This window comes from Kribbella solani (assembly GCF_014205295.1).
GTDB lineage: Bacteria > Actinomycetota > Actinomycetes > Propionibacteriales > Kribbellaceae > Kribbella > Kribbella solani.
In genome coordinates, this window is sequence record NZ_JACHNF010000001.1 from 3428151 (window position 1) to 3453030 (window position 24880).

General features: G+C 67.7%; 24 protein-coding genes and 1 tRNA gene. 14 read left to right on the forward strand and 11 right to left on the reverse strand.

What is annotated here, in order from left to right:
- Positions 1–33: 33 nt before the first annotated feature.
- From HDA44_RS15410 to HDA44_RS15430, 5 genes are all read left to right on the forward strand, one after another.
- Positions 34–107 (forward strand) — tRNA-Arg (locus tag HDA44_RS15410).
- A gap of 272 nt (positions 108–379) precedes the next feature.
- The gene (locus tag HDA44_RS15415) at positions 380–1987 is read left to right on the forward strand and encodes an ABC-F family ATP-binding cassette domain-containing protein (RefSeq protein ID WP_184834975.1); all 1608 of its coding nucleotides are present in this window, start codon (positions 380–382) and stop codon (positions 1985–1987) included.
- Between the two features lie 102 nt (positions 1988–2089).
- Positions 2090–2692: an AAA family ATPase gene (locus tag HDA44_RS15420; protein WP_184834977.1), complete on the forward strand. Its 603-nt coding sequence runs from the start codon at positions 2090–2092 to the stop codon at positions 2690–2692.
- 33 nt (positions 2693–2725) lie between these two features.
- Positions 2726–3859, forward strand: coding sequence for a DNA polymerase III subunit beta (gene dnaN, locus HDA44_RS15425; protein WP_184834979.1), 1134 nt, complete (start codon positions 2726–2728; stop codon positions 3857–3859).
- Positions 3860–3866: 7 nt separating this feature from the next.
- Positions 3867–4562 carry a YdcF family protein gene (locus HDA44_RS15430; protein ID WP_184834981.1) on the forward strand — a complete coding sequence of 232 codons (696 nt, stop codon included), beginning with the start codon at positions 3867–3869 and terminating at the stop codon, positions 4560–4562.
- 197 nt (positions 4563–4759) lie between these two features.
- Here HDA44_RS15430 and HDA44_RS15435 read toward each other — a convergent pair whose 3' ends face one another.
- Positions 4760–4927 carry a hypothetical protein gene (locus HDA44_RS15435; RefSeq protein ID WP_184834983.1) on the reverse strand — a complete coding sequence of 56 codons (168 nt, stop codon included), beginning with the start codon at positions 4925–4927 and terminating at the stop codon, positions 4760–4762.
- Positions 4928–5072: 145 nt separating this feature from the next.
- Here HDA44_RS15435 and HDA44_RS15440 point away from each other — a divergent pair, with 145 nt between their 5' ends.
- The 4 genes from HDA44_RS15440 (at position 5073) to HDA44_RS15455 (ending at position 8352) form a co-directional block, all read left to right on the forward strand.
- Positions 5073–6044: a LysR family transcriptional regulator gene (locus HDA44_RS15440; RefSeq protein ID WP_184834985.1), complete on the forward strand. Its 972-nt coding sequence runs from the start codon at positions 5073–5075 to the stop codon at positions 6042–6044.
- A gap of 44 nt (positions 6045–6088) precedes the next feature.
- A complete protein-coding gene (locus HDA44_RS15445) occupies positions 6089–7258 on the forward strand; it encodes an NAD-dependent formate dehydrogenase (protein WP_184834987.1) in 1170 nt (389 codons plus the stop codon).
- Between the two features lie 85 nt (positions 7259–7343).
- Positions 7344–7517, forward strand: a complete 174-nt coding sequence (locus HDA44_RS15450; RefSeq protein WP_184844908.1) for a hypothetical protein — start codon at positions 7344–7346, stop codon at positions 7515–7517.
- 91 nt (positions 7518–7608) lie between these two features.
- On the forward strand, positions 7609–8352 hold the full coding sequence (locus HDA44_RS15455) for a GntR family transcriptional regulator (RefSeq protein ID WP_238352458.1): 744 nt from the start codon (positions 7609–7611) through the stop codon (positions 8350–8352).
- Between the two features lie 125 nt (positions 8353–8477).
- On the opposite strand, the gene HDA44_RS15460 is transcribed toward HDA44_RS15455, so the two are convergent.
- From HDA44_RS15460 to HDA44_RS15490, 7 genes are all read right to left on the reverse strand, one after another.
- A complete protein-coding gene (locus tag HDA44_RS15460; RefSeq protein WP_238353067.1) occupies positions 8478–8960 on the reverse strand; it encodes a hypothetical protein in 483 nt (160 codons plus the stop codon).
- Between the two features lie 43 nt (positions 8961–9003).
- On the reverse strand, positions 9004–10500 hold the full coding sequence (locus HDA44_RS15465; RefSeq protein WP_184834993.1) for an Nramp family divalent metal transporter: 1497 nt from the start codon (positions 10498–10500) through the stop codon (positions 9004–9006).
- A gap of 63 nt (positions 10501–10563) precedes the next feature.
- On the reverse strand, positions 10564–12711 hold the full coding sequence (locus tag HDA44_RS15470) for an acetate--CoA ligase family protein (RefSeq protein ID WP_184834995.1): 2148 nt from the start codon (positions 12709–12711) through the stop codon (positions 10564–10566).
- 222 nt (positions 12712–12933) lie between these two features.
- Positions 12934–14157 carry a formyl-CoA transferase gene (gene frc / locus HDA44_RS15475; RefSeq protein ID WP_184834997.1) on the reverse strand — a complete coding sequence of 408 codons (1224 nt, stop codon included), beginning with the start codon at positions 14155–14157 and terminating at the stop codon, positions 12934–12936.
- A 10-nt stretch (positions 14158–14167) separates the two neighbouring features.
- Positions 14168–15877, reverse strand: coding sequence for a thiamine pyrophosphate-binding protein (locus HDA44_RS15480; protein WP_184834999.1), 1710 nt, complete (start codon positions 15875–15877; stop codon positions 14168–14170).
- A gap of 205 nt (positions 15878–16082) precedes the next feature.
- On the reverse strand, positions 16083–16652 hold the full coding sequence (locus HDA44_RS15485) for a hypothetical protein (RefSeq protein ID WP_184835001.1): 570 nt from the start codon (positions 16650–16652) through the stop codon (positions 16083–16085).
- Positions 16649–18004, reverse strand: a complete 1356-nt coding sequence (locus tag HDA44_RS15490; RefSeq protein WP_238352459.1) for an OFA family MFS transporter — start codon at positions 18002–18004, stop codon at positions 16649–16651. The genes HDA44_RS15485 and HDA44_RS15490 overlap by 4 nt, the downstream gene beginning before the upstream one ends.
- A 153-nt stretch (positions 18005–18157) precedes the next feature.
- Here HDA44_RS15490 and sucC point away from each other — a divergent pair, with 153 nt between their 5' ends.
- Positions 18158–19300, forward strand: coding sequence for an ADP-forming succinate--CoA ligase subunit beta (sucC, locus tag HDA44_RS15495; RefSeq protein ID WP_184835003.1), 1143 nt, complete (start codon positions 18158–18160; stop codon positions 19298–19300).
- Between the two features lie 84 nt (positions 19301–19384).
- A complete protein-coding gene (gene sucD, locus HDA44_RS15500) occupies positions 19385–20260 on the forward strand; it encodes a succinate--CoA ligase subunit alpha (protein ID WP_184835005.1) in 876 nt (291 codons plus the stop codon).
- Here the strand turns inward: sucD and HDA44_RS15505 are convergent.
- Together HDA44_RS15505 and HDA44_RS15510 are read right to left on the reverse strand one after the other, a co-directional pair.
- Positions 20257–21234, reverse strand: a complete 978-nt coding sequence (locus HDA44_RS15505) for a LacI family DNA-binding transcriptional regulator (RefSeq protein WP_184835007.1) — start codon at positions 21232–21234, stop codon at positions 20257–20259. The two genes, sucD and HDA44_RS15505, sit on opposite strands and share 4 nt — an antisense overlap.
- Before the next feature lie 184 nt (positions 21235–21418).
- Positions 21419–22393 (reverse strand): 2-dehydropantoate 2-reductase, encoded by a 975-nt coding sequence (locus HDA44_RS15510; RefSeq protein WP_184835009.1) that lies wholly within the window; start codon positions 22391–22393, stop codon positions 21419–21421.
- Positions 22394–22550: 157 nt separating this feature from the next.
- On the opposite strand from HDA44_RS15510, the gene HDA44_RS15515 reads away from it, so the two are divergent.
- The 3 genes from HDA44_RS15515 (at position 22551) to HDA44_RS15525 (ending at position 24208) form a co-directional block, all read left to right on the forward strand.
- On the forward strand, positions 22551–23117 hold the full coding sequence (locus tag HDA44_RS15515; protein ID WP_184835011.1) for a dihydrofolate reductase family protein: 567 nt from the start codon (positions 22551–22553) through the stop codon (positions 23115–23117).
- Positions 23114–23899, forward strand: a complete 786-nt coding sequence (locus tag HDA44_RS15520; protein ID WP_238352460.1) for a P-loop NTPase family protein — start codon at positions 23114–23116, stop codon at positions 23897–23899. Before HDA44_RS15515 ends, HDA44_RS15520 begins: the two co-directional genes overlap by 4 nt.
- A 105-nt stretch (positions 23900–24004) precedes the next feature.
- Entirely contained in the window at positions 24005–24208 is a 204-nt protein-coding gene (locus HDA44_RS15525) for a cold-shock protein (protein WP_184835013.1), read from the forward strand.
- Positions 24209–24347: 139 nt separating this feature from the next.
- On the opposite strand, the gene HDA44_RS15530 is transcribed toward HDA44_RS15525, so the two are convergent.
- Positions 24348–24815, reverse strand: coding sequence for a GNAT family N-acetyltransferase (locus HDA44_RS15530; protein ID WP_337906024.1), 468 nt, complete (start codon positions 24813–24815; stop codon positions 24348–24350).
- Between the last annotated feature and the right edge of the window lie 65 nt (positions 24816–24880).

Sequence of the window (24880 nt, forward strand, 5' to 3'; positions counted from 1 at the left end):
CCCCGGCTATCTGAGAGACTCTCCCTGCCATACGCCCCCGTAGCTCAGCTGGATAGAGCGTCGGACTTCTAATCCGTTGGTCGCAGGTTCGAGTCCTGCCGGGGGCGCACTGCCGCTCTGCGATCCGCCGCTCGAAGATCCGTTCGAGCCGTCGCCGGAGCGCCCGGACCGGGCTGGTAGGGTTCCGGTCGTGGAGATCGAGGTCGACAGAGGCTAGCCGCCGAACTGCCGGTGGCCTTCCTTCCCGTGCGGGTGCCTTCGCGCCCCGGGTGAACGACCCGCACGTTCGCATAGCAGCGAACTTGTCCTGTACGCATGCCCGTCGGCGTGCGCCTCGAATGCCTGGCAGCGAGTCACCGGCCGGGCAGAAAGCAGTGAGATGTCCACGAAATCTTCGGTCGTGCTGCGCGACCTGACCTTCGAGTGGCCGGACGGCGCCGTCGCGCTGGACCGGCTGAACGGAACCATCGGCGCCGGGCGTACCGGTCTGATCGGGCGCAACGGCGCCGGCAAATCGACCTTGTTGCGGCTGATCGCCGGCGTGCTGCGGCCTACTTCCGGCCAGATCGAGACCGACGGCGAGGTCGGGTACCTGCCGCAGACCCTGACCCTTCGCCACGACGCCACCATTGCCGAGTTGCTCGGGATCGACAGGATTGTCGCGGCGATCCGGGCGGTCGAGGCGGGCGAGGCCGACGTACGCCATTTCGATGCCATCGGCGACGACTGGGACATCGAGGCCCGTGCCGGGGAGGCACTGGATCAGCTCGGGTTCTCGGCGGGTGACCTGGATCGCCGGGTGGCCGAGGTGTCCGGCGGTGAGGCGATGCTGATCGCGATCACGGGCCTGCGGGTACGGCGTACGCCGATCACCTTGCTCGACGAACCGACCAACAACCTGGACCGGCTGACCCGCGCGAAGCTGGCCGGGTTCGTAGATCAGTGGCCTGGGACTCTGATTGTGGTGAGTCACGACCTGGAGCTGCTGGAGCACATGGACAGTACGACCGAGCTGTACAGCGGCGCGCTCGCCACGTACGGCGGTCCGTACAGCGCCTGGAAGGAACACCGGGAGCAGACTCAAGCAGCGGCTGTGCAAGCCGCCCGGTCTGCTCAGCAGGCGCTGAAGGTCGAGAAGCGGCAGCGGGTGGAGGCGGAGACGAAGCTGGCTCGCCGGGAGCGCACCGCGAAGAAGACACAGCAGCAGGGCGGTATCCCGAAGATCCTGGCCGGCAACCGTGCGAGCAAGGCGCAGGCCTCCGCCGGCGCGATGCGTTCCACTCTCGACGACAAGGTGCAGGCGGCGCAGGCTGCTGTCGACGCGGCAGACGCCCGGGTCCGCCAGGACGAGCACATCAACCTGGTACTGCCCGACCCGGATGTACCGCGTGGCAGACGCATTGCCGAGCTGTACGACGCCGACCGCACTGTTGTCGTACAGGGCCCAGAGCGGATCGCCCTTGTCGGTGCGAACGGGAGCGGCAAGTCCACTCTGATCAATCAGCTGATCAGCGGCACCGCTCCGCTGCCGGACCGACCGCATGGCCGCCTGCTGACCGAACTGGTCGGGTACCTCCCCCAGCGCCTTGATGGACTGGATGAGGACGCCAGTGCGCTGGCCAACGTGCAGCAGGTCGCACCTGGCACACCAGCAGGCACCATCCGCAACCAGCTGGCCCGTCTACTGCTCCGCGGCGACAGTCCGGATCGCCCAGTACACACGCTGTCGGGTGGAGAGCGCTTCCGCGTCTCGCTGGCCCGGCTACTACTGGCGGAGCCGCCGGCGCAGCTGCTGGTACTGGACGAGCCCACCAACAACCTGGACATCGCCAGCGTGGAGCAGCTCGCGGAAGCACTCGACGCGTACCGGGGTGCGCTACTGGTTGTCAGCCACGACGTCGCGTTCTTGCAGCGGCTTGGGGTAGACACCGTCATCGAGCTGGACAGCGACGGGCGTATGCACCAACGGCGTGAGCTGGAGGGGTGATCCTCTCAGGGAGTTCCTAGCGACTTCTCAGTTGCTTCTCGGGGCGATCCGGCAACCTGGTTCGTCCAACCGGTACGTACGGGTGCTGGAAGGACCGATGCCGTGCATTCAGGAATCATCGAAGGAGTACTACGGGGACGGGAGCTGCGCTACGCGCTGGATGCGGTCGTGGTGCTGGCTGGGATACCAGGTGCTGGGAAGAGTACGTTCCTGCGCCGGGTGTTCACCGGCGGCGAACCAGTACGGGTCTTCGACTCGGCACAGGTCCGTGACCGGTGGAGACCGGTGCTTGGCGTGCTCCCGTACGCCCTGTGGCGGCCGCTGGTGCATCTTGTGTACTACGTGACGCTCCTCGCCGCGATGCGCCGTGGCCAAGGGCCGATGGTGGTACACGACTGCGCCACGCGGCCGTGGGCGCGCCGCCTGATCGGGTGGCGTGCCCGTCAGGCCGGTCTGCCGCTGCATCTGATCCTGCTGGACGTGCCCGGTGACGTGGCTCGTTCGGGGCAGTGGGCGCGCGGCAGGGTCGTCCGGTCGGCCAGCATGGAGAAGCACTGCCGAAGATGGCCCGGGCTGGCCGCGAGGGCGGTCGACGACCCGGGATCCGTCGTGCCGGGGGCCGCGTCGGCGATCGTGCTGACCCGGCGGCAGGCCGATCAGGTCGGGCGGATCAGCTTCGGTTGCGGAAATGTCGGTGGCACCTGATTGACTCTTCCCTCTCGATCGGTAGGAGTGGGAATGAAAGTTCGGGTCGCGCGTGAGGTGCTGGCCGAGGCTGTCGGATGGGTCGCGCGCGGGTTGCCGAGCCGGCCGAGTGTGCCGATTCTGGCCGGGATGGTGGTGAAGGCCGCGGACGGGCAGGTGACGCTGTCCGGGTTCGACTACGAGAGTTCGGCGCAGGTGAGCGTGCCCGCCGAGGTGGCCGACGAAGGCCGGGCGCTGGTGTCGGGGCGCCTGCTCTCGGACATCTGCCGGAGCATGCCGCGGGACTCGGTGGACCTCAGCGGTGAGGCGGCGCGGGTCCAGGTGAGCAGCGGCTCGGCTCGGTTCATGCTGCACACCCTGCCGCTCGACGAGTACCCGCCGCTGCCCGAGGTGCCGGCGGCGACCGGCGTGGTCGACGGGGAAGCCTTCGCGCGGGCGGTGATGCAGGTGGTGAGCGCGGCGGGGCGGGACGACACGTTGCCGGTCTTCACCGGTATCCGGCTGGAGATCCGCGGGTCGGCCATCGCCCTGCTCGCCACCGATCGGTACCGGCTCGGCGTCCGGACGCTGCCGTGGCAGCCGGTGGACGCCGCCGCCGAGGCCAACGCGCTGGTCCCGGCGAAGCTGCTCGCGGAGGTCGCGAAGGCGATGTCCGGCGGCGAGCTGACCCTCGCGCTCGGTTCAACCCGCACAGGGGACGGGTTGATCGGGTTCGAGGGTGGCGGGCGGCATGCGACCAGCCGGTTGATCGACGGCGAGTTCCCGAAGGTGCGCAGCCTGATCCCGACCGAGAGCACGATCACGACCACGGTTGCGGTGGACACGGCCGCGCTGGTCGAGGCGGTCAAGCGGGTGGCGCTGGTCGCGGAGCGCTCGGCGCCGGTCCGGATCACGTTCGCGGACGGTGTCGCGACGCTCGACGCCGGGAACGGCGAGGAGGCGCAGGCCTCGGAAGCAGTCGAGGTGACGATCACCGGCGAGCCGATGGTGGCCGGGTTCAACGCCGGCTACCTGCTCGACGGCCTCGCCTCGCTCGGTACGCCGATCGCCCATTTCGCCTTCACCCAGCCGACCAGACCGGCGAACCTGACCGGCATCAGCGAGCCCGGCGAGACGCCTTCGCCCGACTCGGCGTACATCCTGATGCCGATGCGCCTGCCGACCTGAGCCGGCCATGGACGAAGAACTGATCGCCCGGTACCTCGCCCGCCGCGATCCGGTCGACCACCCGGTGGACCGGATCGTGCTGCTGGGTTCTGCCGTCATCGAGTCGGTCGCGGTGGCCGCCGCGGCGCATCGTACGTACTCGGCGCCGATCCTGGTCAGTGGTGGGATCGGGCACTCGACGCGGTACCTCGATGAGGCGATCCGGCGGCGGGGGTTGGGCGTCGACACCGGCCGGCCGGAGTCGCGGGTGTTTCGTGAGTTGCTGATCCGCGATGGCGTACCACCGGACGAGATCGTGGTCGAGGACCAGTCGGCGAACTGCGGTGAGAATGCCGAGTTCACCCGCCGCCTGATCACTGGCGCCGCGACACTCTTGCTCATCCAGGACCCGACGATGCAGCGCCGTACGCACGCGTGTTTCGAGCGCTCCTTCGCCGACCTGCCCGGCACCAGACTGTTCAGCCTCGCGCCCCTGATCCCATGGATCGGCACTGACCAGGTGGGTGCCGGGCCGGAGACCCCGCCGATCTGGAGCCGAGCACGTTTCCGCTCGCTCCTGCTCGGCGAGATCCACCGCCTGTCCCCCGACGGCTACGGCCCACGCGGACGCGATTTCATCGATCACGTCGACATCCCCGCCGAGGTACTCGCCGCGTACAACCGCCTGGCAACCGCCCACCCCGACGCCATCCGTCATCCGTAGGTCCCAGATCGGCTTTGAGCAGACCTGCTTCAGCTGGTGACGAAGTAGTCCTTCAGCGCCGCTGCCAGAGTTTCAGGCGGCAGTGTGTGGAACGTACCGTCGTGACCCGCCGTAGTGCCGTGCGGAAGCGCGGCGGCTGCCTCCCGCACCGACCGCTGCAACCACTCCGGACTCACGTTGCTGAACAGCCCCGGCGGTCATACGCGACCACCGTGAACGTCGGCGACAGCGCCTCGGCGTACTCGGCGTACTCGGCGAAAGTACGCACGGCCCGTGAACGCACCGGCGATCAGTACCGGCCCCGGCCCGTTGCCGGTAACGTCGTACGCGATCTCGGTGCCGTCCTTCGAAACGACTTTCTGCATCAGCTAGCTCTCCCTCCGCCAGAGCGTGGAACCAGCGATCGCGCGGCAGACACGCTGTGATCCAGTTCACATCGGCACCGCCGTACCCACCCGAGTAAAGTTGGATCATGTATACAGGCGACTGCACACCATCGCGAGGTTGTTGATGCTGCTCCGGCAGTTGGAGTACCTCGTCGCGCTTGCCCGGGAGAAGCACTTCGCCCGGGCCGCGGACGCCTGCTACGTGTCGCAGCCGTCGCTGTCCGCCGCGATCCGCAAGCTCGAGCAGGAGCTGGATGTGCCGATCGTGCGGCGCGGACGCCGGTTCGAAGGACTGACGCCGGAGGGCGAGCGGGTGCTGCTCTGGGCGCAGCGCATCCTCGCTGAGCAAGAGGCGCTCCGCCACGAGCTGTCAGTCATGCGTGGTGGCCTCACTGGGACGCTGCGACTCGGTGCGATCCCTACGGCTATGCCGGTGGTCTCTCTGCTCACTACTCCGTTCTGTGAGCGCCATCCGAACGCGCGGGTCACGCTGGAGTCGCTCTCGTCGCGTGACATCACCCAGAAGCTCGCCGAGTTCGATCTGGACGTCGCGATGACCTATCTGGACGACGACACGCTTGGACACGTACGGAAGACTCCGCTGTACGAGGAGCGCTACCTACTGCTGACACCGAAGCACCCCGAGCTGGCAGACCTACCAACAGCGACCTGGGCCCAGGTCGCTGAGCTACCGCTCTGCCTGCTCTCCCCCGACATGCGTAACCGCCGCATCATGAACGGCTACTTCACCGACGACGGCGCGACCGCGACACCGTCCATCGAGAGCGACACGGTCTCCGGGCTCTACAGCCACCTGCACGGCAACCACTGGTCCACAGTCATCTCACACGCCTGGCTGCACATGTTCGGCGTACCGGAGGGCATGCGCGTCGTACCGCTCAAGCGGCCGGCGATCGGACCGCGCGTCGGTCTGGTGATCGCGGCGCGCAGTCCAGAGCCAGTACTCGCGCGGGCGCTGCTCGACGTCGCGCGGCAGGCCGGCGTACACCAGGCACTCGACGATCTGCTCGACGTGCACTTGATGGGTTCCGGCTATCTCGACATAGCGAGCAAGTCTTTGACCGCCGGACCGTGACCCGGCGATGGTGGAAATCCCTTCAGCACAAGGAGATTCCCACCATGGCAAAGATCGTTTGCGTCCTGTACGACGACCCGGCCGCCGGCTACCCCAGCGCGTACGCCCGCGATGACGTACCCACCATCGAGGGCTATCCCGACGGCCAGACCGCGCCCGCGCCGAAGGCGATCGACTTCACGCCGGGCGCGTTGCTCGGCAGCGTGTCCGGTGAGCTCGGTCTGCGCGGGTTCCTGGAGAGCGCCGGGCACACGCTGGTCGTCCTGTCCGACAAGGACGCGGCGCTGGATCGTGAGTTGCCGGACGCGGACGTCGTGATTTCACAGCCGTTCTGGCCCGCGTACCTGACCGCCGAGCGGATCGCGAACGCGCCGAAGCTCAAGCTCGCGATCACCGCCGGCATCGGCTCCGACCACGTCGACCTGGACGCCGCGATCGCGCACGGCATGACCGTTGCCGAGGTCACCTACTCGAACAGCATCAGCGCCGCCGAGCACGTGGTGATGATGATCCTCGGCCTGGTACGCAACTATCTCCCGTCGCATCAAGTCGTACTCGACGGTGGCTGGAACATCGCGGACTGCGTCGCACGCGCGTACGACCTCGAAGGCATGCACGTCGGCACGGTCGCGGCCGGGCGGATCGGTACGGCGGTACTACGCCGACTCGCGCCGTTCGACGTCAAGCTGCACTACACCGACCGGCATCGGCTGCCGGAATCGGTGGAGCGAGAGCTCGGACTGACCTTCCACCCGAGCGCGGCGGAGCTGGTGCCGCACTGCGACGTGGTCACGATCAACGCGCCGTTGCACCCGGAGACCGAGGGCCTGTTCGGCGACGAGCTACTCGCGACGATGAAGCGCGGGACGTACCTGATCAACACCGCGCGGGCGAAGATCGCGGATCGGGACGCGATCGTCCGGGCGCTGGAGAGCGGGCAGCTGGCCGGGTACGCGGGCGATGTCTGGTACCCGCAGCCCGCGCCCGGCGATCACCCGTGGCGGACCATGCCGCACCACGGGATGACACCGCACATCTCCGGGTCGACGTTGTCCGCCCAGGCACGGTACGCGGCGGGTACGCGGGAGATCCTCGAGGCGTGGCTGGGTGGGACGCCGATCCGGGACGAGTATCTGATTGTCAACAATGGACAATTGGCCGGCGCCGGGGCACACGCGTACTCCACCCGGGCAGCGTCCTCGACCCGGGTGTAAGGGGGATCACGTGAGATCCGGGAAGAACCGGTAAGTACGCCTGGTTGAATGTATACAGAAGCCAGAATTCAGAGAGAGGTTGGACATGATCTTCACCCGTAGGTTCGGTGCACTGGCGGCCCGCCCGCGGTTCCCGGATGCACCGGAGCTGCAGCAGGAGCTCGGCACCCCGATCGACCTCGACGCCGAACTCGCCCACCTGACCGCGGACACCCAACCGGGGCAGCACGGCGGCAAAGCGGACGAGTCGGCCGCCTGATCGGCGGCGGATCCGCAGGTCAGAACGTGGCACTTGGTAGACTGTCTACCAAGTGCCACTGGTGACTCGGGAAGGGACCTCAATGACCACGATGAGCGCGGGGCCAGGGGCGGGTGCGGAGCCGGTCGGGGCGCGGCACGTGAAGCGGCCGACGCCGTTGCGGGAGTCGGTGTACGAGGCCCTCACCGAGATGATCATCGACGGTACGCTCGAACGCGGCCGGCACCTGGTCGAGGTGGAGCTGGCGGGCCTGCTCGGTGTCTCCCGTCAGCCGGTACGCGAGGCCCTGCAGCGACTGAACAACGAGGGCTGGGTGGACCTTCGCCCGGGCTTCGGCGCGATGGTGCACGTACCCGCCGAAGACGAAGTGGATCAACTGCTGGCTGCCCGCGCCGCACTCGAATCGGAGTCCGCGCGCCTGGCCGCCCGGCATGCCACCAAGGACGACATCGCCAAACTCCGCGAGCTCTGCAAGGTCGGCACCGCGTTCCAGGAGTCCGGCGACATCGACGGCACGGTCCGTACGAACGGCGACCTGCACAACCTGATCACCCAGATGTCCGGCAACAGGTTCCTGGTCGATTTCGCCGCGCAGGTCGATCGCCGGGTCCGCTGGTACTACACGCCGGTCGCTCCCGTCCGCGGCGCCGCCTCGTGGCGCGAACACAACCGTCTGGTGAAGGCGATCAGCGAGGGCGACGAGGACAAGTCCGCCCAGATCATGCGCGAACACACCGAACAGACCCGCAAGGCCTACCACGAACTCCAAGCGGCCACCGCCGAGGAGCCCGCTGAGCCGACGTCACCCGCCCGCCGCCGCCGCTCAACCCGCTGACGCCGCGCTAAACCGCCGACGCCGCCGCTCAACCGCCGACGCCGCCGCTCAACCGCTGACCTGCGCCCTTCACCTCCCGGATGCGGGAGGTGAAGGGCCAACCTGAGGGGTTAACCACCCAACTGTCAAAGGCTGCGGGTGGGTTTGCGGGCCGCCTTTCGCGATTGCAGGGCGGCGGCCAGGTGGGTGTACTGTTCCACGACCCGCCGCGCGTACGGGTTGTGGCCGATGATGCGCGGCCACCAGAAACGGCCGATCTGTTCGTGCATCCACAGGAAACCGATCGCGAATCCCATGCTCACCAACGCGCGGAATGCCAGGAACTTCCACGGCTCCGGCGGCAGCGACGGCGTACCGGTGATCACCCAGGCTGTCACTGCTGCGTGCATCAGCAGTGCGAGCGGAAACGCGATCACCCAATAGACCGCCGCCGGCGCGAACACCCCCGCCGGTACCTTGCCCAGCGCAACCAACACGGCGTACCCGGCGCCAAAGACCATCAACGGCACCGCGAGCCCGAGCCCGGTGACTACGGCCCAACCGATGGGCTGACCAACAAACGCGCCCAATCCGCCGGCGATCAGCCCGGCCGCCGCGCCCACCAGCATCGCCGGCACGGTGTACTCCGCCAACTGCTTCACGTCGGCCATCTCAACCCACAGCCACACCGAAGCGGATCAAGCAGTAGAACAGCATCCCGAGATAGAACACCGCTCCGAACCCGATGATCACATTGCGTACGGGACCGGGCCGGATCTTCTTCGGCAGCAGCAGGTTGTTCGTCAGTAGCAACACGATGCAGTACGCGCCCATCGCGAACGTGGACAGGAACGCGAGGATGTCGAGAATCCCGGCCGGACCATCCGCCGGACCGAACAGCAGAATCAGAATCCCGAACAGGATCACGCCCCACAGGAACCCCGCGTACAACCGCGACATCGAGAACCGTTTCGCACCCGGTACGAAGTAGTACGTCATGTCCGCCTGGCCGCGGGAGAACGAGTCGAACAGGCCGAGCGTCGCGTTCAGCCCGATCAGTGCGATGAAGGCGAAGAACAATGTGCCCAGAATCGGCGATCCGGCGGAGGCGAACGCGTCCGACATCGCCTTCAGCGCGGCGGATCGGTCACCACCTTCGATCAGCGAGGCGACGTTCGGGTTCTCCCGGGCCGCGGACATGGCCAGTACGGTGAACGAGATCGTCACCAGCATGGTGATGCCCCAGAAGAGCAGTAGCGCGTCGAACGTGACCCACTTCCGCCAGCCCTTCCACTTCGCCATTTCGGCCGGGTCCTCGGTGTCGAACATGAACCCGCGCGACGGCATCGACTCGGCTTCGCCCTCGGTCCGCAGGCCGCGGATCTTCGGGATGTGCGCGCCCATGCCGGCGCCGCTGTCGCGCAGCTGCAGTGTGTACCACATCTGCTGCATCCCGGACGGTCCCGCGAACGCGATCGAGCCGACCACGATCGGGAACCAGGCCGACGTCATCGCCTTGTCCGGGAAGTACCCGATCGCGAACATCCCGGACAGGGTCCGGCCGAGGTCGTCCCAGTTGCCGACCAGCGCGGCGATCACCGACGTACCGACGACCAGCAGGCCGATCAGCAGACCCAGCAACTTCTCCAGGAAGTTGTAGATCACTGACAACAGACTGAACAGCACGCCGACGAACACCAGCGCCACACACGCGGTGACCTGCCAAGGTATGCCGCTGATCTCCTCGAACGCGGCCGCGCCGGCGGACAGATGACCTGGCCACATGTAGATCAGGATCGCCGCCGCGTAGAAGAACCACATCAGTGGTTTGAAGATCCGGGCCGCGCCGAAGAAGATGCTTTCCCCGGTGGCCATCGCGTACCGCGCCATCTCCAGCAGCACGAACGCCTGCAGCGTGACACCGACCATGAACAGCCAGCGGATGTCCGGCCCGAACACCAGGACGAGCCGGGGCCACATGTACGACTCCCCCATGCCCACGCCCAGTGCGACCAGGAAGACGGTCGGACCGAGGATGTGCAGGGAGGGCGGTGCGTCCGGAAGCTTCCGGATCGGCATCGGTTCGAGCCGGCCGGCCTTCCAGACCTTCTCGGTAACCGCGGCCGCCGGCTCTTCGGGAACTTCTGAGGTCTTGCTCGTGACGTCCAAGGCGGACTCCTTAGATCGACGCCAACTAGCGGATCACTGCACCCCCGCGACGTGTTCCTCCCATCAACCGAGGCCGAGCGGACCGGCGTTGCGGGCCCAGCGATATTTGGCACCGAGGACCTGGACGGGCGTCTCGGTGGTGTACGGGTACGCGACCACACCGTGGTCGAACAGGTACTGCGACGCTTCCTCGACCTCGACGTCACCGGACAGCGAAGCGACCACCGGCTTGTCGATGCCCTTGGCCCGGAACTCCTCGACCACCTCGGCGACCAGCTTCGCGAACACCATCGGCGGCGTCACGATCGTGTGCCAGTAGCCCAGGATCAGCGCGTGGATCCGCTCGTCGGACAGGCCGAGCGCGATCGTGTTCCGGTACGTCGACGGTGGCTCGCCGCCGGTGATGTCGACCGGGTTGCCGGCCGCGCCGAACGGCGGGATGAACTTCCGGAACGCCTCGTCCAGGTCGGCCGGGATGTCCATCAGGGTCAGGCCCGCGTCGACACAGGCATCCGAGAGCAGTACGCCGGAACCGCCCGCGCCGGTGATGATGACGACGTTCTCGCCCTTCGGCGCCGGCAGCAGCGGGATGCCGCGGGCGTACTGCAGCATCTCGTTCAGCCCCGGTGCCCGGACCACGCCGCTCTGCCTGAGGATGTCGTCGTACACCTTGTCGTTGCCGGCCAGTGCGCCGGTGTGCGAGCTGGCGGCGCGCGCGCCCAGGGAAGTTCGGCCGGCCTTCAGTACGACGACCGGCTTGTGTTTCGACACCCGGGCCGCCGTTTCGGCGAACGCCCGGCCGTCCTTCAGATCCTCGAGATGCATGGCGATCAGGTTGGTGTTGTCATCGTGCTCGAAGAAGGTCAGGAGGTCATCCTCGTCGATGTCGGCCTTGTTGCCTACCCCAACGATCGCCGACACGCCCATCCGGCTGGACCGGCTGAAGCCGAGGATCGCCATTCCGATGCCACCCGATTGCGACGACAGGGCAACGGATCCACGCACGTCGTACGGCGTGCAGAACGTGGCGCACAGGCTCTCCGGCAGGTAGTAGTAGCCGTAGATGTTCGGGCCAAGGATGCGTACGTTGTGCTTGCGCGCGATCGCGACGACCTCGTCCTGCAACTCCTGCTCACCGGTCTCGGCGAACCCGGACGGGATCAGGATCGCGCCGGCGACGCCTTTCTGCCCGCACTGCTCGAGGGCCGCGCCGACGAACTTGGCCGGCACCGCGAACACCGCGACATCGACGTCCCCCGGGATCTCAAGGATGCTTGGGAACGCCTTCAGCCCGAGAACCTCGCCGCCCTTCGGGTTGACCGGGTAGATGTCACCCGCGTACCCGCCGTTGACCAGGTTCTTCATCACCGAGTTGCCGATCTTGCCGGCTTCGTTCGACGCCCCGATCACCGCTACCGCGCGCGGCTTCATGATCCGGGTCATCGCGGTCAGGATCTCGTCCTGGCTGTACCGCTCGACGGGTTTGCCGGCCTCGGCGTCGACGATGATCCGGAAGTCGACCGCGGTGGCGCCGTCGGGGCCGGCGAGGACCGGGTTCAGGTCGACCTCGGCGAACTCGGGGAAGTCGGTGACCAGGTCGGAGACCCGCTGGATCAGATTGCCGACAATCTCCTTGTCGACCGGTCGCGCGCCGCGGACGCCTTCGAGCATCTCGCGCGCCTCGATCCCGTCCACCATCGCCCGCGCCTCGGCGGCGGTCAGCGGCGCCAGCCGGAAGGTGACGTCCTTCAGCACCTCGACGAGGACACCGCCGAGCCCGAACGCGACCACCTTGCCGAAGGTCGGATCGGTGACCGCGCCGACGATCACCTCCTGCACGTCACCGCCGGTGACCAGCATCTTCTGCACCTGCACGCCGGTGATCGCCGCGGCCGGATTGTAGGCTTGCGCATTGTCGACAATCTTCTGGTACGCGACCCGCGCCGCGTCCGCGGACTCGACGCCGACCACCACGCCACCGGCCTCGGTCTTGTGCAGAATGTCCGGCGAGACGATCTTCAGCACCACCGGATACCCGATCTCGGCGGCGAGACCGGCGGCACCGTCGGCGGTCGTCGCCAGTCCCTCCCCCGGCGTCGGGATGCCGTACGCGTCGGCGACCAGCTTGGCCTCCGGCGCGCTCAGCGACGCGCGGCCGTCCGCCAGCACCTGATCGAGGATGGTCCGGACTGCTGCCTTGTCATAAGTCATCTGCTGCACTCCCATGTCAGATCACGCCGGCACTTCGTCTCCCGCCACTTCCAGATCACGCCACCCGGATCACCGCGCACTCCGGGTCACACCACCGTCAGCTCACCCGCTTCGGCTAACACCGCCCAGATCACCGCGCACCTCGGACCTCCGCACCTCGGATCGCCACGCTCGGACCTCCGCATCTCGCGGCTCACCGCGCACCTTCAAACGCGTTGGGCGTCAGATCACGCCGGCGGCTTTCAGGTCCTTCAGTTCGCCGGCATCGATGCCGAGCGAGCCGTAGATCGCGGAGTTGTGCTCCCCCAGTCCCGGCGAGGTGAGTACCTCGACCGGGGAGTCGGACAGCTTGATCGGGCAGCCGACCGTCTTGAACGTCCCGCGTTGCGGATGCTCGACCTCGACCACCGCGCCCAGCTCGGCGAGCGTCTCGTCCTCGATCAGCTCCCGCGTCGACATGATCGGCCCGCACGGCACGTTCAGCGCGTTCAGCCGGTCCATCACCTCGAACTTGTTGTGCTGTTCGGTCCACTGCTCGATCAGCGCGAACATCTTGTCGAGCTTGTCGAGCCGCGCGGCCGGCGTCGCCCAGTCCGGGTCCTCGGCCAGCTCCGGCTTGCCGATCAGGTTCGCGATCGGCGCCCAGACCGGCGGCTGCACGATCACGTAGATGTAGTCGTTCGGCCCGCCCGGCGCGCACCGCACCGCCCAACCCGGCTGACCCCCACCGGACGCGTTCCCCGACCGCGGTACCTCATCACCGAAGTGGTCGTTCGGGTACTCCGGCAACGGCCCATGCGCGAGCCGCTGCTGGTCACGCAGCTTGACCCGGGTCAGGTTCAGCACGGCTTCCTGCATCGCCACGGTCACCCGCTGGCCCTTGCCGGTACCAGCACGTTGCAGCAACGCGGCCAGGATGCCGGCGACCAGATGGATTCCCGTACCCGAGTCGCCGATCTGCGCGCCGATCGCGGTCGGCGGCCCGTCCTCGAACCCGGTCGTACTCATCGCGCCACCCATCGCCTGGGCGACCACCTCGTACGCCTTGAAGTTCTCGTACCGACCGGGCCCGAAGCCCTTGATGGACGCGAACACCAGACCGGGGTTGAGTTCCTGGAGCCGTTCCCAGGTGAAACCCATCCGGTCGATCGCGCCGGGGGCGAAGTTCTCCACCAGGACGTCGGCGTCCCGCACCAGCTCGGTGAAGATCTCCTTGCCGCGATCGGATTTCAGGTTCAGCGTGATGCTGCGCTTGTTGCAGTTCAGCATCGTGAAGTACAGGCTGTCGACGTCGGGCAGATCGCGCAGTTGCTGGCGGGTGATGTCGCCGGTCGGTGCCTCCAGCTTGATCACGTCCGCGCCGAGCCAGGCAAGGATCTGGGTGCACGACGGGCCGGACTGCACATGGGTCATGTCGAGTACACGGACACCTTCGAGGGCCTTCATGCTGGTCCCCTTACTTGTACATGGTCTGGTTCATGGTTCCGGGGGCGTACGCGTCCGGGTCGACCCAGACGTTGATGAGTGCGGGCAGTCCGGATTCACGGGCCCGGAGCAACGCCGGCCCGATGTCCGCCGGGTCGCGGACCTCTTCGCCGTACCCGCCGAGCATCCGGGCGAACTCGTCGTACCGAACGTCGCCGAGGGTGTTCCCGATCCGGCTCCGGTCGTGGCCGTACTTGGCTTCCTGTCCGTAGCGGATCTGGTTCATCGACGAGTTGTTGCCGACGACACCGACGAACGGCAGGTTGAACCGGACCAGCGTCTCGAAATCCCAGCCGGTCAACGAGAACGCGCCGTCGCCGAACAGCGCGACGACTTCCTTGTCCGGTCGCGCGTACTTCGCGGCCAGTACGAACGGGATGCCGACCCCGAGCGTGCCGAGCGGTCCCGGGTCCATCCAGTGGCCCGGCGACTTCGGCTGCACGACCCCGCCGGAGAAGGTGACGATGTCGCCGCCGTCGCCGATGTAGATCGAGTCCTCGATCAGGAACTCGTTGATCTCGTGCGCGAGCCGGAGCGGGTGGATCGGGTTCGCGTCCGACAGCTGGCGCGGTAGCCGCTTCTGGTACGCCGCGTTCTCCTCGGCGCGCAACTCCGCGAACCAAGCCTTCCGATCGGCCTTCCGGGACCGGCCGGACGCCGCCTGCGCGACGGCGGCCAGGATCGCGCCGGGGTCGCCGACCAGGCCGAGGTCGATGTCGCGGTTCTTGCCGACGGTGCGGTAGTCCAGGTCGATCTGGACGACGGTCGCGCTCTTCGGCAACCGGCGCCCGTACCCCATCCGGAAATCGAAGGGCGTACCAACGATCAGGATCAGGTCGGCGTTGTTGAACCCGTACCGCCGGGACAGGTGGAAGTGATGCGGATCGCCGGGCGGCAACGTACCGCGCGCCGATCCGTTCATGAAGGCCGGCACGTCGAGCGTACGAACGAAGTCGACCGCCGCTTCGCTCCCACGGGAGGTCCATACTTGCGAACCGAGGAGGACGACCGGCTTCTCGGCGCGGACCAGCAGATCGGCCAGCGCCTCGATGTTCGCCGGGTCACCGATGCTCTTGGTGGACGCGCGGTAGTGACCCGCCTCCGGCACGGTCGCCGAATCGGCCGGCACCGAGTTGTCCAGGATGTCCCGCGGGATCTCCAGGAAGGACGGGCCGGGCGCGCCGTTGTAGCACTCGCGGAACGCCATCGAGACCATGTCGGCCACCCGCGCGGTGTGCGGAACGGTCGCGGCGAACTTGGTGATCGGCGTCATCATGTCGACGTGCGGCAGGTCCTGCAGCGACCCCATCTTGTGCTGGTTGAGCGCGCCCTGCCCGCCGATCAGCAGCATCGGGCTCTCGGCCCGGAACGCGTTCGCGACGCCGGTGACCGCGTCCGTCGTACCCGGCCCGGCGGTGACGACCGCGCAGCCGGGCTTGCCGGTGACCCGCGCGTACCCGTCGGCGGCGTGCGCCGCGACCTGCTCGTGGCGGACATCGACGACCGCGATGCCCTCGTCGACGCAGCCGTCGTAGATGTCGATGATGTGACCGCCACAGAGGGTGAAGATCACGTCGATCCCCTCGGCCTTCAGGGCCTTCGCGACCAGGTGGCCGCCGGAGATCGTCTCCGGCTCCTTCACTTGGGCGGCGGGCTGGGTCTCCGACACTGTCTGCGCCATCTGCAGTCAACTCCTCGGACTGGGGCCTGATCAGGCTTGCTGTAGATTGCATACCGTATGGTGTAGTCGTAGTCTTAACCCACTCGATGGTGGTTGTCCAGAGCTCGGCACCAGGAGGCCGCGATGACGATTCCCGACGAACTCGACCGGACCCACCAGGGCTACTGATGTTGCGGAATTCCCTTGTGGCGTTGAGGAATCGCGACTACGAGCCGGATTTCCGGGCGGACGCGGAGCACGAAGGTCTTGGGCGTACGGCGCCCTGAGCGAGGCACTGCTTCAGCAAGGCGCGTGCTCGTACGTCACCGTTGGCGGACCGGGCAGTGACCGCGACGGCCTCGGCCGCATGCTCCGGAGCAACGAACGTTCGATAGAACGGCTCGCCCCATCGGCCGAGCGCCGGCAGCCACCAGCGCGCCGCTCCCCCGGGCCGATCCTGCGAGCCCAGCAGATGCAGCGCGGTCTCATGAGCCGCGCGGATGCGACGGCGTTCGTCGGGACGGACCTCCCCGACGGTCAACGCTGTCGAGACGCACAGCGCGACCAGCCGGGCGGAGTACTCGAAGCCGACCCGGCTGGTGTCGATGAAGCGCGGCGCCAGTGGCAGTAGCTCGCGGCGGCCGGACAGGCTGCTGTGGTCATGCACCGCCCGCGCCACCGCGCTCAGCACCGGATGCACGCAGGCCGGACGATCGGTCCACGGCTCGCGGGCGAGGCGCGACACCAGCTCCATCACACACGGGTCAGCGCGCGCGACCTTCCCGTACCCGTTCACTCGCCGGCCACCGGCGTACCGAGTTGCGAACGCACCGGCAACGCGGGTCGACCAGGTTGTTTGAGCAGGCGGACGCTGAGCGCGGTGAGTACGCCGAGCAGGCCGGCGCCGAGGAACAGCGGGCGGTAGCCGATCGCGGCCACCACGGACGCGGCCACGCCAATACCGATCAGGCCGCCGACGGCCTTCGCCGAGTACAGGATCGCCTGGTTCTGGAGCAGGCTGTTCTCGCCGAAGAACTCGAGCACGAGGTTCGCCATGATCGCGTAGAACGCGCCACCGCCGAGTCCGGCGAACATCGCGCAGGCGACGAACACCCAGCCCGTGTTGGCGACGACGAGGCCCAGGTGGGCGAATCCCTCGATCATCAGTACGGCGGCCAGTACCCGGCGGCGGCCGAACCGGTCGGAGAGATGACCGGCGAACGAACGGCCAAGACCGTTGACAGCGGCAAGCAGTCCGGCGGCGAACGCGGCGACGCCCATACTCAGTCCGGTGCTGACCGCGTAGCTGACCACGAATCCGATGCCGAACAAGGACAGCGCGGCACTGATTGCCAGAAGCAACCACATCAGCGGAAGCGCGCCCGTACGCATCGCCTCGACCGGCCGGTACTGGCGCGCTGCCGGGATGTTGTGCGGGATGTTGCGATTCAGCTTCCGGTCGACCGCCCAGGCCTGCGCGTCGAGCTCGGCCGGCCACCAGTGCCGTGGCGGGTCCTTGAGCAGGCCGCCGGCGATCAGGACGACCAGCACGGCGAGCAATGCGGTCAGATCGAAGATGATGCTGAGGCTGGATGGAAACCAGGCCAGCAAGGCGATACTCGGCACCGCGCCGATCGCGAATCCACCGGTGACAAAGCCGATCGTGGCGGTTCGCCGATCCGGGAACCAGCGCGCCGACGTGGTGATGCACGCGGCGTACACGATGCCCGCGCCAGTGCCGCCGAGGATCGCATAGCCGACGAGCGCCGCGGCGTAGCTGTCGACGTGGGCGAGGGTGACGAGGCCGATCGCGGCGAGTACGCCACCGCCGACGACGAGTTGGGTCGGCGAGGCACGTCGTACCCGCTGCACCCAGGCGGCCGGTGCGGCGACCAGAGCCTGGCAGGCGACGAAGATCGCGAGCAGCCAGAGCGCACGCGTCGCTCCCCAGCCGTGATCGGGCGCCAGGCCGAGCGCGGCGGTGCCGAATGAATACTGCAGTGGGCTGATCGCGACCATGCACGCCCAGGCAGCCCACAGCTGCCAGCGGCGCGAGTGGCCGGTCAGTTCGCGGGCATCCTCACCGATCCGGTACCGGCGTCCGTAGACGTCACGGACATCCCGGGGCGTGGGCATCACGTGATTCATCAGACCTCCATGCGTACTGCATACCGTATTAGGTCTACATGGGATCTTTCGTACGCCTCCCGGGCCGAGGTTGTCCAGAGCTGGGACGTTGCGACTGGCTCTTGTGACCAGATTGCATACCGAATACAGTCGTCATCAAACATCTGGAGGGACATGGACCTGATGGAGTACCAAGCCAAGGAACTGTTCGCCCGGCACGGCGTCCCGGTGACGCTCGGCCGGGTGCTCTACGACCCGGCGGACGCGGCGGCCGCGGCCCGCGCGCTCGGCGGGCGCGTGGTGGTGAAAGCGCAGGTCAAGGCCGGCGGGCGAGGCAAGGCGGGCGGCGTGCAGCTGGCCGGCGACCCGGACCAGGCGGAAGCGAAGGCCCGCGAGATCCTCGGGATGGACATCAAGGGGCACACCGTACGGCGGGTGCTGCTCGCGCCGGCCGCGGACATCGCCGCGGAGTACTACCTCTCGTTCCTGGTCGATCGGGCGAACCGTGAGTACCTCTGCATCGCCAGCACCGAGGGCGGCGTGGAGATCGAAGAGGTCGCGCACACCAACCCGGACGCGATCGCGAAGGTGCCGATTGATCCGATCACTGGCGTGGACGAGGCGAAGGCAGCTGAGATCGTGGCCGCAGCCGGGTTCCCGGCGGCGGCGGCCGAGGTCGTACGGCGACTGTGGAAGGTGTTTGTCGCCGAAGATGCGTCGCTGGTCGAGGTGAATCCACTGGTCAGGCTGGGCGACGGCTCACTGGAGGCACTGGACGGCAAGGTCACGCTCGACGACAGCGCGGCGTACCGGCACCCGGACCATGCCGGCTTCCAGGATCACGCCGCCGCCGATCCACTGGAGGCCGCGGCGCATGCCAAAGGGCTGAACTATGTGAAGCTGGACGGCTCGGTCGGGATCATCGGCAACGGCGCCGGGCTGGTGATGTCGACGCTGGATGTCGTCGCATACGCGGGCGCGCGGCCGGCGAACTTTCTGGACATCGGCGGTGGCGCGAGTGCCGAGGTGATGGCGAACGGGCTGGAGATCATCCTGTCGGATCCGCAGGTGCGCAGTGTTTTCGTGAACGTGTTCGGTGGGATCACCGCTTGTGACGCGGTGGCGAACGGGATCGTGCAGGCGTACGAGCTGCTGGCCTCCCGGGGTGAAGCGGTGTCGAAGCCGCTGGTGGTGCGACTGGACGGGAACAACGCCGAGGAGGGTCGCGGGATTCTGGATCGGGCCGGACTGGCCGGGCTGGAACGGGTCGACACGATGGACGGCGCCGCTGCCCGCGCCGCCGAACTGGCCGCGTAGGACCTTGCCGCCCGCAACGTTGTGGCTGACAACGTTGCTTCTGACAACGGTTGCGGTTACTGGGCCGCGTAGAGAGGTGTGGAGATGGCGATCTTTCTGACGGAGAAGAGCCGGGTCGTGGTGCAGGGCATGACCGGGGCCGAGGGACAGAAGCACACCAGCCGGATGCTTGCTGCCGGCACCAATGTGGTGGCCGGCGTGACCCCGGGCAAGGGCGGGCAGTCGGTCGACTTCGCGAAACGCTCGATCCCGGTGTACGGATCCTGCGCCGACGCGGTCCGATCGTCCGGCGCGGACGTGTCGGTGATCTTCGTACCACCACGGTTCGCCCGGGGCGCGGTGATCGAGGCAGTGGATGCCGCGATTCCCCTCGTCGTGGTCATCACCGAGGGCGTACCGGTCCACGACACCGCCGCGTTCTTCGCGTACGCCCAGGCGAACGGAACACGCGTGATCGGCCCGAACTGCCCGGGTATCATCAGCCCGGGCGCATCCAACGCCGGCATCATCCCCGCCGACATCGCCGGTCCCGGACGACTCGGCTTGGTCTCGAAGTCCGGCACGCTGACGTACCAGATGATGTACGAACTGCGTGACTTCGGCTTCTCCACCGCGATCGGGATCGGCGGTGATCCCATCATTGGAACCACCCACATCGACGCGCTGCAGGCGTTCCAGGACGACCCGGACACCGACGCGATCGTGATGATCGGCGAGATCGGCGGCGACGCCGAGGAGCGGGCGGCCGCGTTCATCAAGGCGAACGTGACCAAGCCGGTGGTCGGCTACGTGGCCGGCTTCACCGCGCCGGAGGGCAAGACGATGGGCCACGCCGGCGCGATCGTGTCCGGTTCATCCGGTACGGCGGCCGCGAAACAACAGGCACTCGAAGCGGCCGGCGTACGCGTCGGCAAAACCCCCACCGAAACCGCCAACCTCCTCCGCACGATCCTGAACTAGCGCGGCGCGGTGCTCTTGCGGACGATCAGGGTGGTGGGTACGGGTACGCGCCGATGCTGGTGATCGACCGAGCGGATCTCCGCGATCAGCGCGTCCACGCTGCGCCGCCCGATATCGCTGAACGTCTGCCGGACGGTGGTGAGCGGCGGCCAGAAATGCGCCGCCTCCTCCATGTCGTCGAACCCGACCACGCTGACCTCATCGGGTACGGCGCGACCGTGCTCGTGCAGCGCCCGCAGTACGCCGAGCGCCATCTGGTCATTCGCGACGAAGATCGCCGTGACCTCAGGGTTCGCGGCGAGCCGGCAGCCGGCCTCGTACCCGGATGTGGACGACCAGTCGCCGGTGAGCGCGGGCGGCACGGCACGCCCGTGATCGCGCAATGTCTGCTGCCAGGATTCACGCCGCTGCTTCGCGGCGAACGAGATCGACGGGCCACCGACATGCCACACCGTCTCGTGCCCGAGCTCGAGCAGATGCTCGGTCGCCTGCCGCGCGCCCTGGACCTGATCGGTGTCGATGACGGGATGGTCGTAGTGCCCGCCGCCGGCATGCACCACGACGACGGGCAGGCCGACCGGCAGCTCGACCTCGTCGAGCACCCAGGCCTCGATCATCATGATCACGCCGTCGACGGCCTGCTCGGCCAGCCGGGCGAACGCGTCGGCGACCGCCTGCCGGCTGACCGCGAGCACCGGCATCAGGTTCACCGAGTACCCACGCTCGGTCGCGGCGGTGGCGATCGCGTCCAGCGTGCTCTTCGTACCGAAGGTGGAGAGCTCGAACACGATCACGCCGACGCTGCGGAACTCGCCGCTGCGCAGCGCCCGGGCCGCGCCGTTCGGGCGGTAGCCGAGCTGCCGCATCGCCGCCTGCACGCGGGCGCGGGTGATCGTGTCCACGTTCTGCCGGCCGTTCGCCACCCGCGAGACGGTCTGCCCGGACACCCCCGCCAGCCGCGCGACGTCAGCCATCGACGGACCCCGCCGCCGCCTGCTCACCGTTCCCTCCACCCCGGCACCTCCCGTGTGTCTCGCAGTCTAGACATGTTTGCGTCAACACAACGTCCACCGGCGAGCCGCGGGCGGCAGCCCGGGTGGGCCCGGTCGTGCTGCGGCCGGACCCAGGTGCCATACCAAACCGTTTGGTATGTTCGGCTCAGGCCACCCCGACTTTGGTTGCGAGCAGGTCGGTCACCGCGTGTACGGCGCGCAACGTCGGCGCGGGCGTACCGGTGAGCTCGGCGAGCTCGACCACCGCGGCCAGGATGACGTCGAGCTCGAGCGGCTTGTCCTTCTCCAGGTCCTGCAACATCGACGTCTTGTGCTCGCCGACCCGCTCGGCGCCGTCGATCCGCTTGTCGACAGAGATCTCCGGGTGACACCCGAGCGCGGCGGCGATCGCCAAGGACTCCTCCATCATCAGCCGGACCATCTGCCGCGTGCCCTGGTGGGTGGCGATCTCGACCATCGTCGCCCGGGCCAGCGCGCTGATCGGGTTGAACGCCGCGTTCCCGAGCAGCTTGATCCAGATGTCCTTGCGCAGATCGTCCTCGACTGGGCACTTCAGTCCGCCGGCGACCATCGCCGTACTGAACGCCTCGCATCGTTGCGACCGTCCGCCCGCGGGTTCGCCGATCGAGAAACGGGTTCCTTCCAGGTGGCGCACGACGCCGGGTCCTTCGAGTTCGGTCGAGCAATAGACGACGCAGCCGATCGCGCGGCCGAGTTCGAGTACCTGGGTGACCGCGCCGCCCGGGTCGACCGATTCGATCCGCCGGCCTTCGTACGGGCCTTTGAGCCCGTGGAAGTACCACCACGGGATGCCGTTCTGGGCCGCGACGACGACCGTACGATCGTGCAGCAGCGGCGTCAGCAGCGGTCCGGCGCTCGCGTACGAGTTCGCCTTCAGCCCGAGGAAGACATAGTCGACCGGGCCGATCTCGGCCGGATCGTCGGTCGCCGGCGTCCGGGCGGTGAAGTCACCACGCGGACTGAGCACCGTGACGCCGTCGGACCGGATCGCTTCGAGGTGCGCGCCGCGGGCCACCAGGTGGACCTCGGTCCCACCCCGGTGCAGCGCCGCGCCGACGTACGCGCCGATCGCGCCGGCGCCGAGAATCGCGACTCTCATGGAGGTCCCTGCCTTTCTCCGGCTTGTATACGGAATACAGTAGGCTGGAGTCTGAATGCGGTCAAGATCACAGAAATTCGCCAGAACTCGACCGATGAGTCCGCTCCGGCCCGGCGGTATGTACGGGTGTCAGGAACCATTACGAAGGAGCAGGACCATGGGCCACGTCATCGTCACCGCGTTCATCAGCCTCGACGGCATCGTCACCGACCCGGACGGCTCCGGCGGCACCCCGGCCGGCGGATGGGCCTTCCGGCACGGTCCGGAGACTGTCGGCGGGGACAAGTTCCGGCTCGGCGAGCTGATGGACAGCGGCGTACTACTGCTCGGCCGGAACACCTGGGAGCTGTTCAGCCGCCTCTGGCCGAACCGCACCGACGACTTCTCCACCCGCATGAACAAGATGACCAAAGTGGTCGCGTCACACTCGCTGACCGACCTGTCCGCGTTCCCGAACTCCACACTGCTGCCGCAGCCTCTTACTGAGTACGTGCGGTCGGAGCAGCGCACTATCGCGGTCACCGGCAGCCTGAGTGTCATCAGGGCACTGCAGGAAGCCGATCTGGTGGACGAGTACCGGCTGATGACCATGCCGTCGATCGTCGGCGCCGGTGAGAAGCTGTTCGGCCCGGCGGACAAGCCGCTGCACCTCCGGCTCGTTTCACAGGTACCTGCCGGTGCAGCGTCGCTGGCCACGTACACCCGGGACACAATGGCTGGATGAGTTGGCCGGCGATGGTGTGGATCGGTGGAGCTCCCGGCGCGGGCAAGTCGACCATCGCCCGGGAGCTGGCGCGGCAGTGCGATCTGCCGCTTCATCCCATTGACCTCTGGACGTACGCGCACCTGGACCGGCTACCACCGCTCCGGCCGTTAGCTGACGAGCTGGCGCAGGGGCCGGAGTACGCCGCTGATGCCTTCGTCCAGACGGCGCGGTTGCGGCTGGAGCTGGTAGTCGCTGATGTACGGGGGCGCGCGCTGGGTGACGTACCCGCGCTGGTGGAGGGACCACAGCTCTTCCCGTCGATGGCTGATGGAGTCAGCGCGGCAGTCTGGTTAGTACCGGATGCTGCCCAGACCCGTCGGGCTCGGGAGGAGCGGTTGGCCCGCGTGGACGATCCTGCCGGTCATACGCGACTGGAGGCTCTGCTGGCGCGGGACGCGGTGCTGGCGGACCGGGTACGACGTGAGACGGCGGAGCGTGGACGGGTGCTCATCGAGGTGCCAGCTGAGCCGGACTGGGCCGCTGTTGGACGGGCGGTGCGGGAGGCGATCGGCACGGTGCCCGCGCTGGCGGGTGGCTCGGAGCTACGCCGGCAGCGGCAGTACGAGAACCTGGCCGCCTGTACGCAGGGACGGCTCTGGCAGGCGGACCTCGGGCTCGCGGAACTGCCGCCCTACCCGTTCGCCTGCGAGTGCGGTACGCCTGGCTGCACGGCGACGTGGGCGGGAACACCAGAAGAATACGACGCTCGCGGCACGGAACAATGGCTGTCGGGTCACTGAGCGTGCTACGCTCCTGGGCGGTTGATGTTTTGCAGTTCCACGTTCGTTTCGAAGCGCCCGCGGATTTGTGATCCGCCGGGCGTTTTGTCGTATCAGGAGAAAATCATGGCTTTGGGAACAGTGAAGTGGTTCAACGGCGAGAAGGGCTTCGGCTTCATCTCCCAGGAGGACGGCGGCGCTGACGTCTTCGTTCACTACTCGGCGATCCAGACGCAGGGCTTCCGGTCGCTGGACGAGAACCAGCGGGTCGAGTTCGAGATCGCCCAGGGCCCGAAGGGCCTGCAGGCGGAGAACGTCCGCCCGCTCTGAGGCGTACCGCGACAGGCCCGGCCGACTCGTTCGGCCGGGCCTGTTGTCTTGCCGCCACCCTGTCTTGCGTGGCGGCTCGTCCGGCGCCGTGACCGCTGGTCGGGTGGCGTGGTCGCTGGTCAGGTGGCGTGGTCGCTGGTCAGGTGGTCCAGAGGTACTCGCCGTCGTCCAGGACGTCGGTGCGGTGCAGACCGGCCGCTGCGGCGACGGCGGCTGATGCCGTGTGCTCCGGGTGAACATGTGCGACGACCCGGTCGACCTCCTGCGTCTGCAGCCAGCTCACCAGCCCCCGGGCGGCCTCTTTGGCGTAACCACGGCCCTGCCAGCCCGTACCCAGCACCCAGGCGATCTCCGCAGTACGCCCAGTGATAGTCGCCTGGACGTACCCGATCAGCTCCTCCTCGACCTGGATCACCCAGTTGAGCCACTGCTCGCCCGGACGACCCGGACCGGCCAGCTGACGGCGGTAGCGCGCTTCCAGCGCGTCCACAGTGGGCGGCTCACCACCGGTGAAGGTATAGAGCGCTGGATCTGACAGTACGTCCGCCATCCGCGCGGCGTACTCGATCTGCAGCGGCAGCAGGGTCAGACGATCGGTGCGGTACACCGGACAGACAGTAGACCTTCTCTCTACTTCTATTGCTCCAGCTTTTGCTACTCCGGCAACGGCGT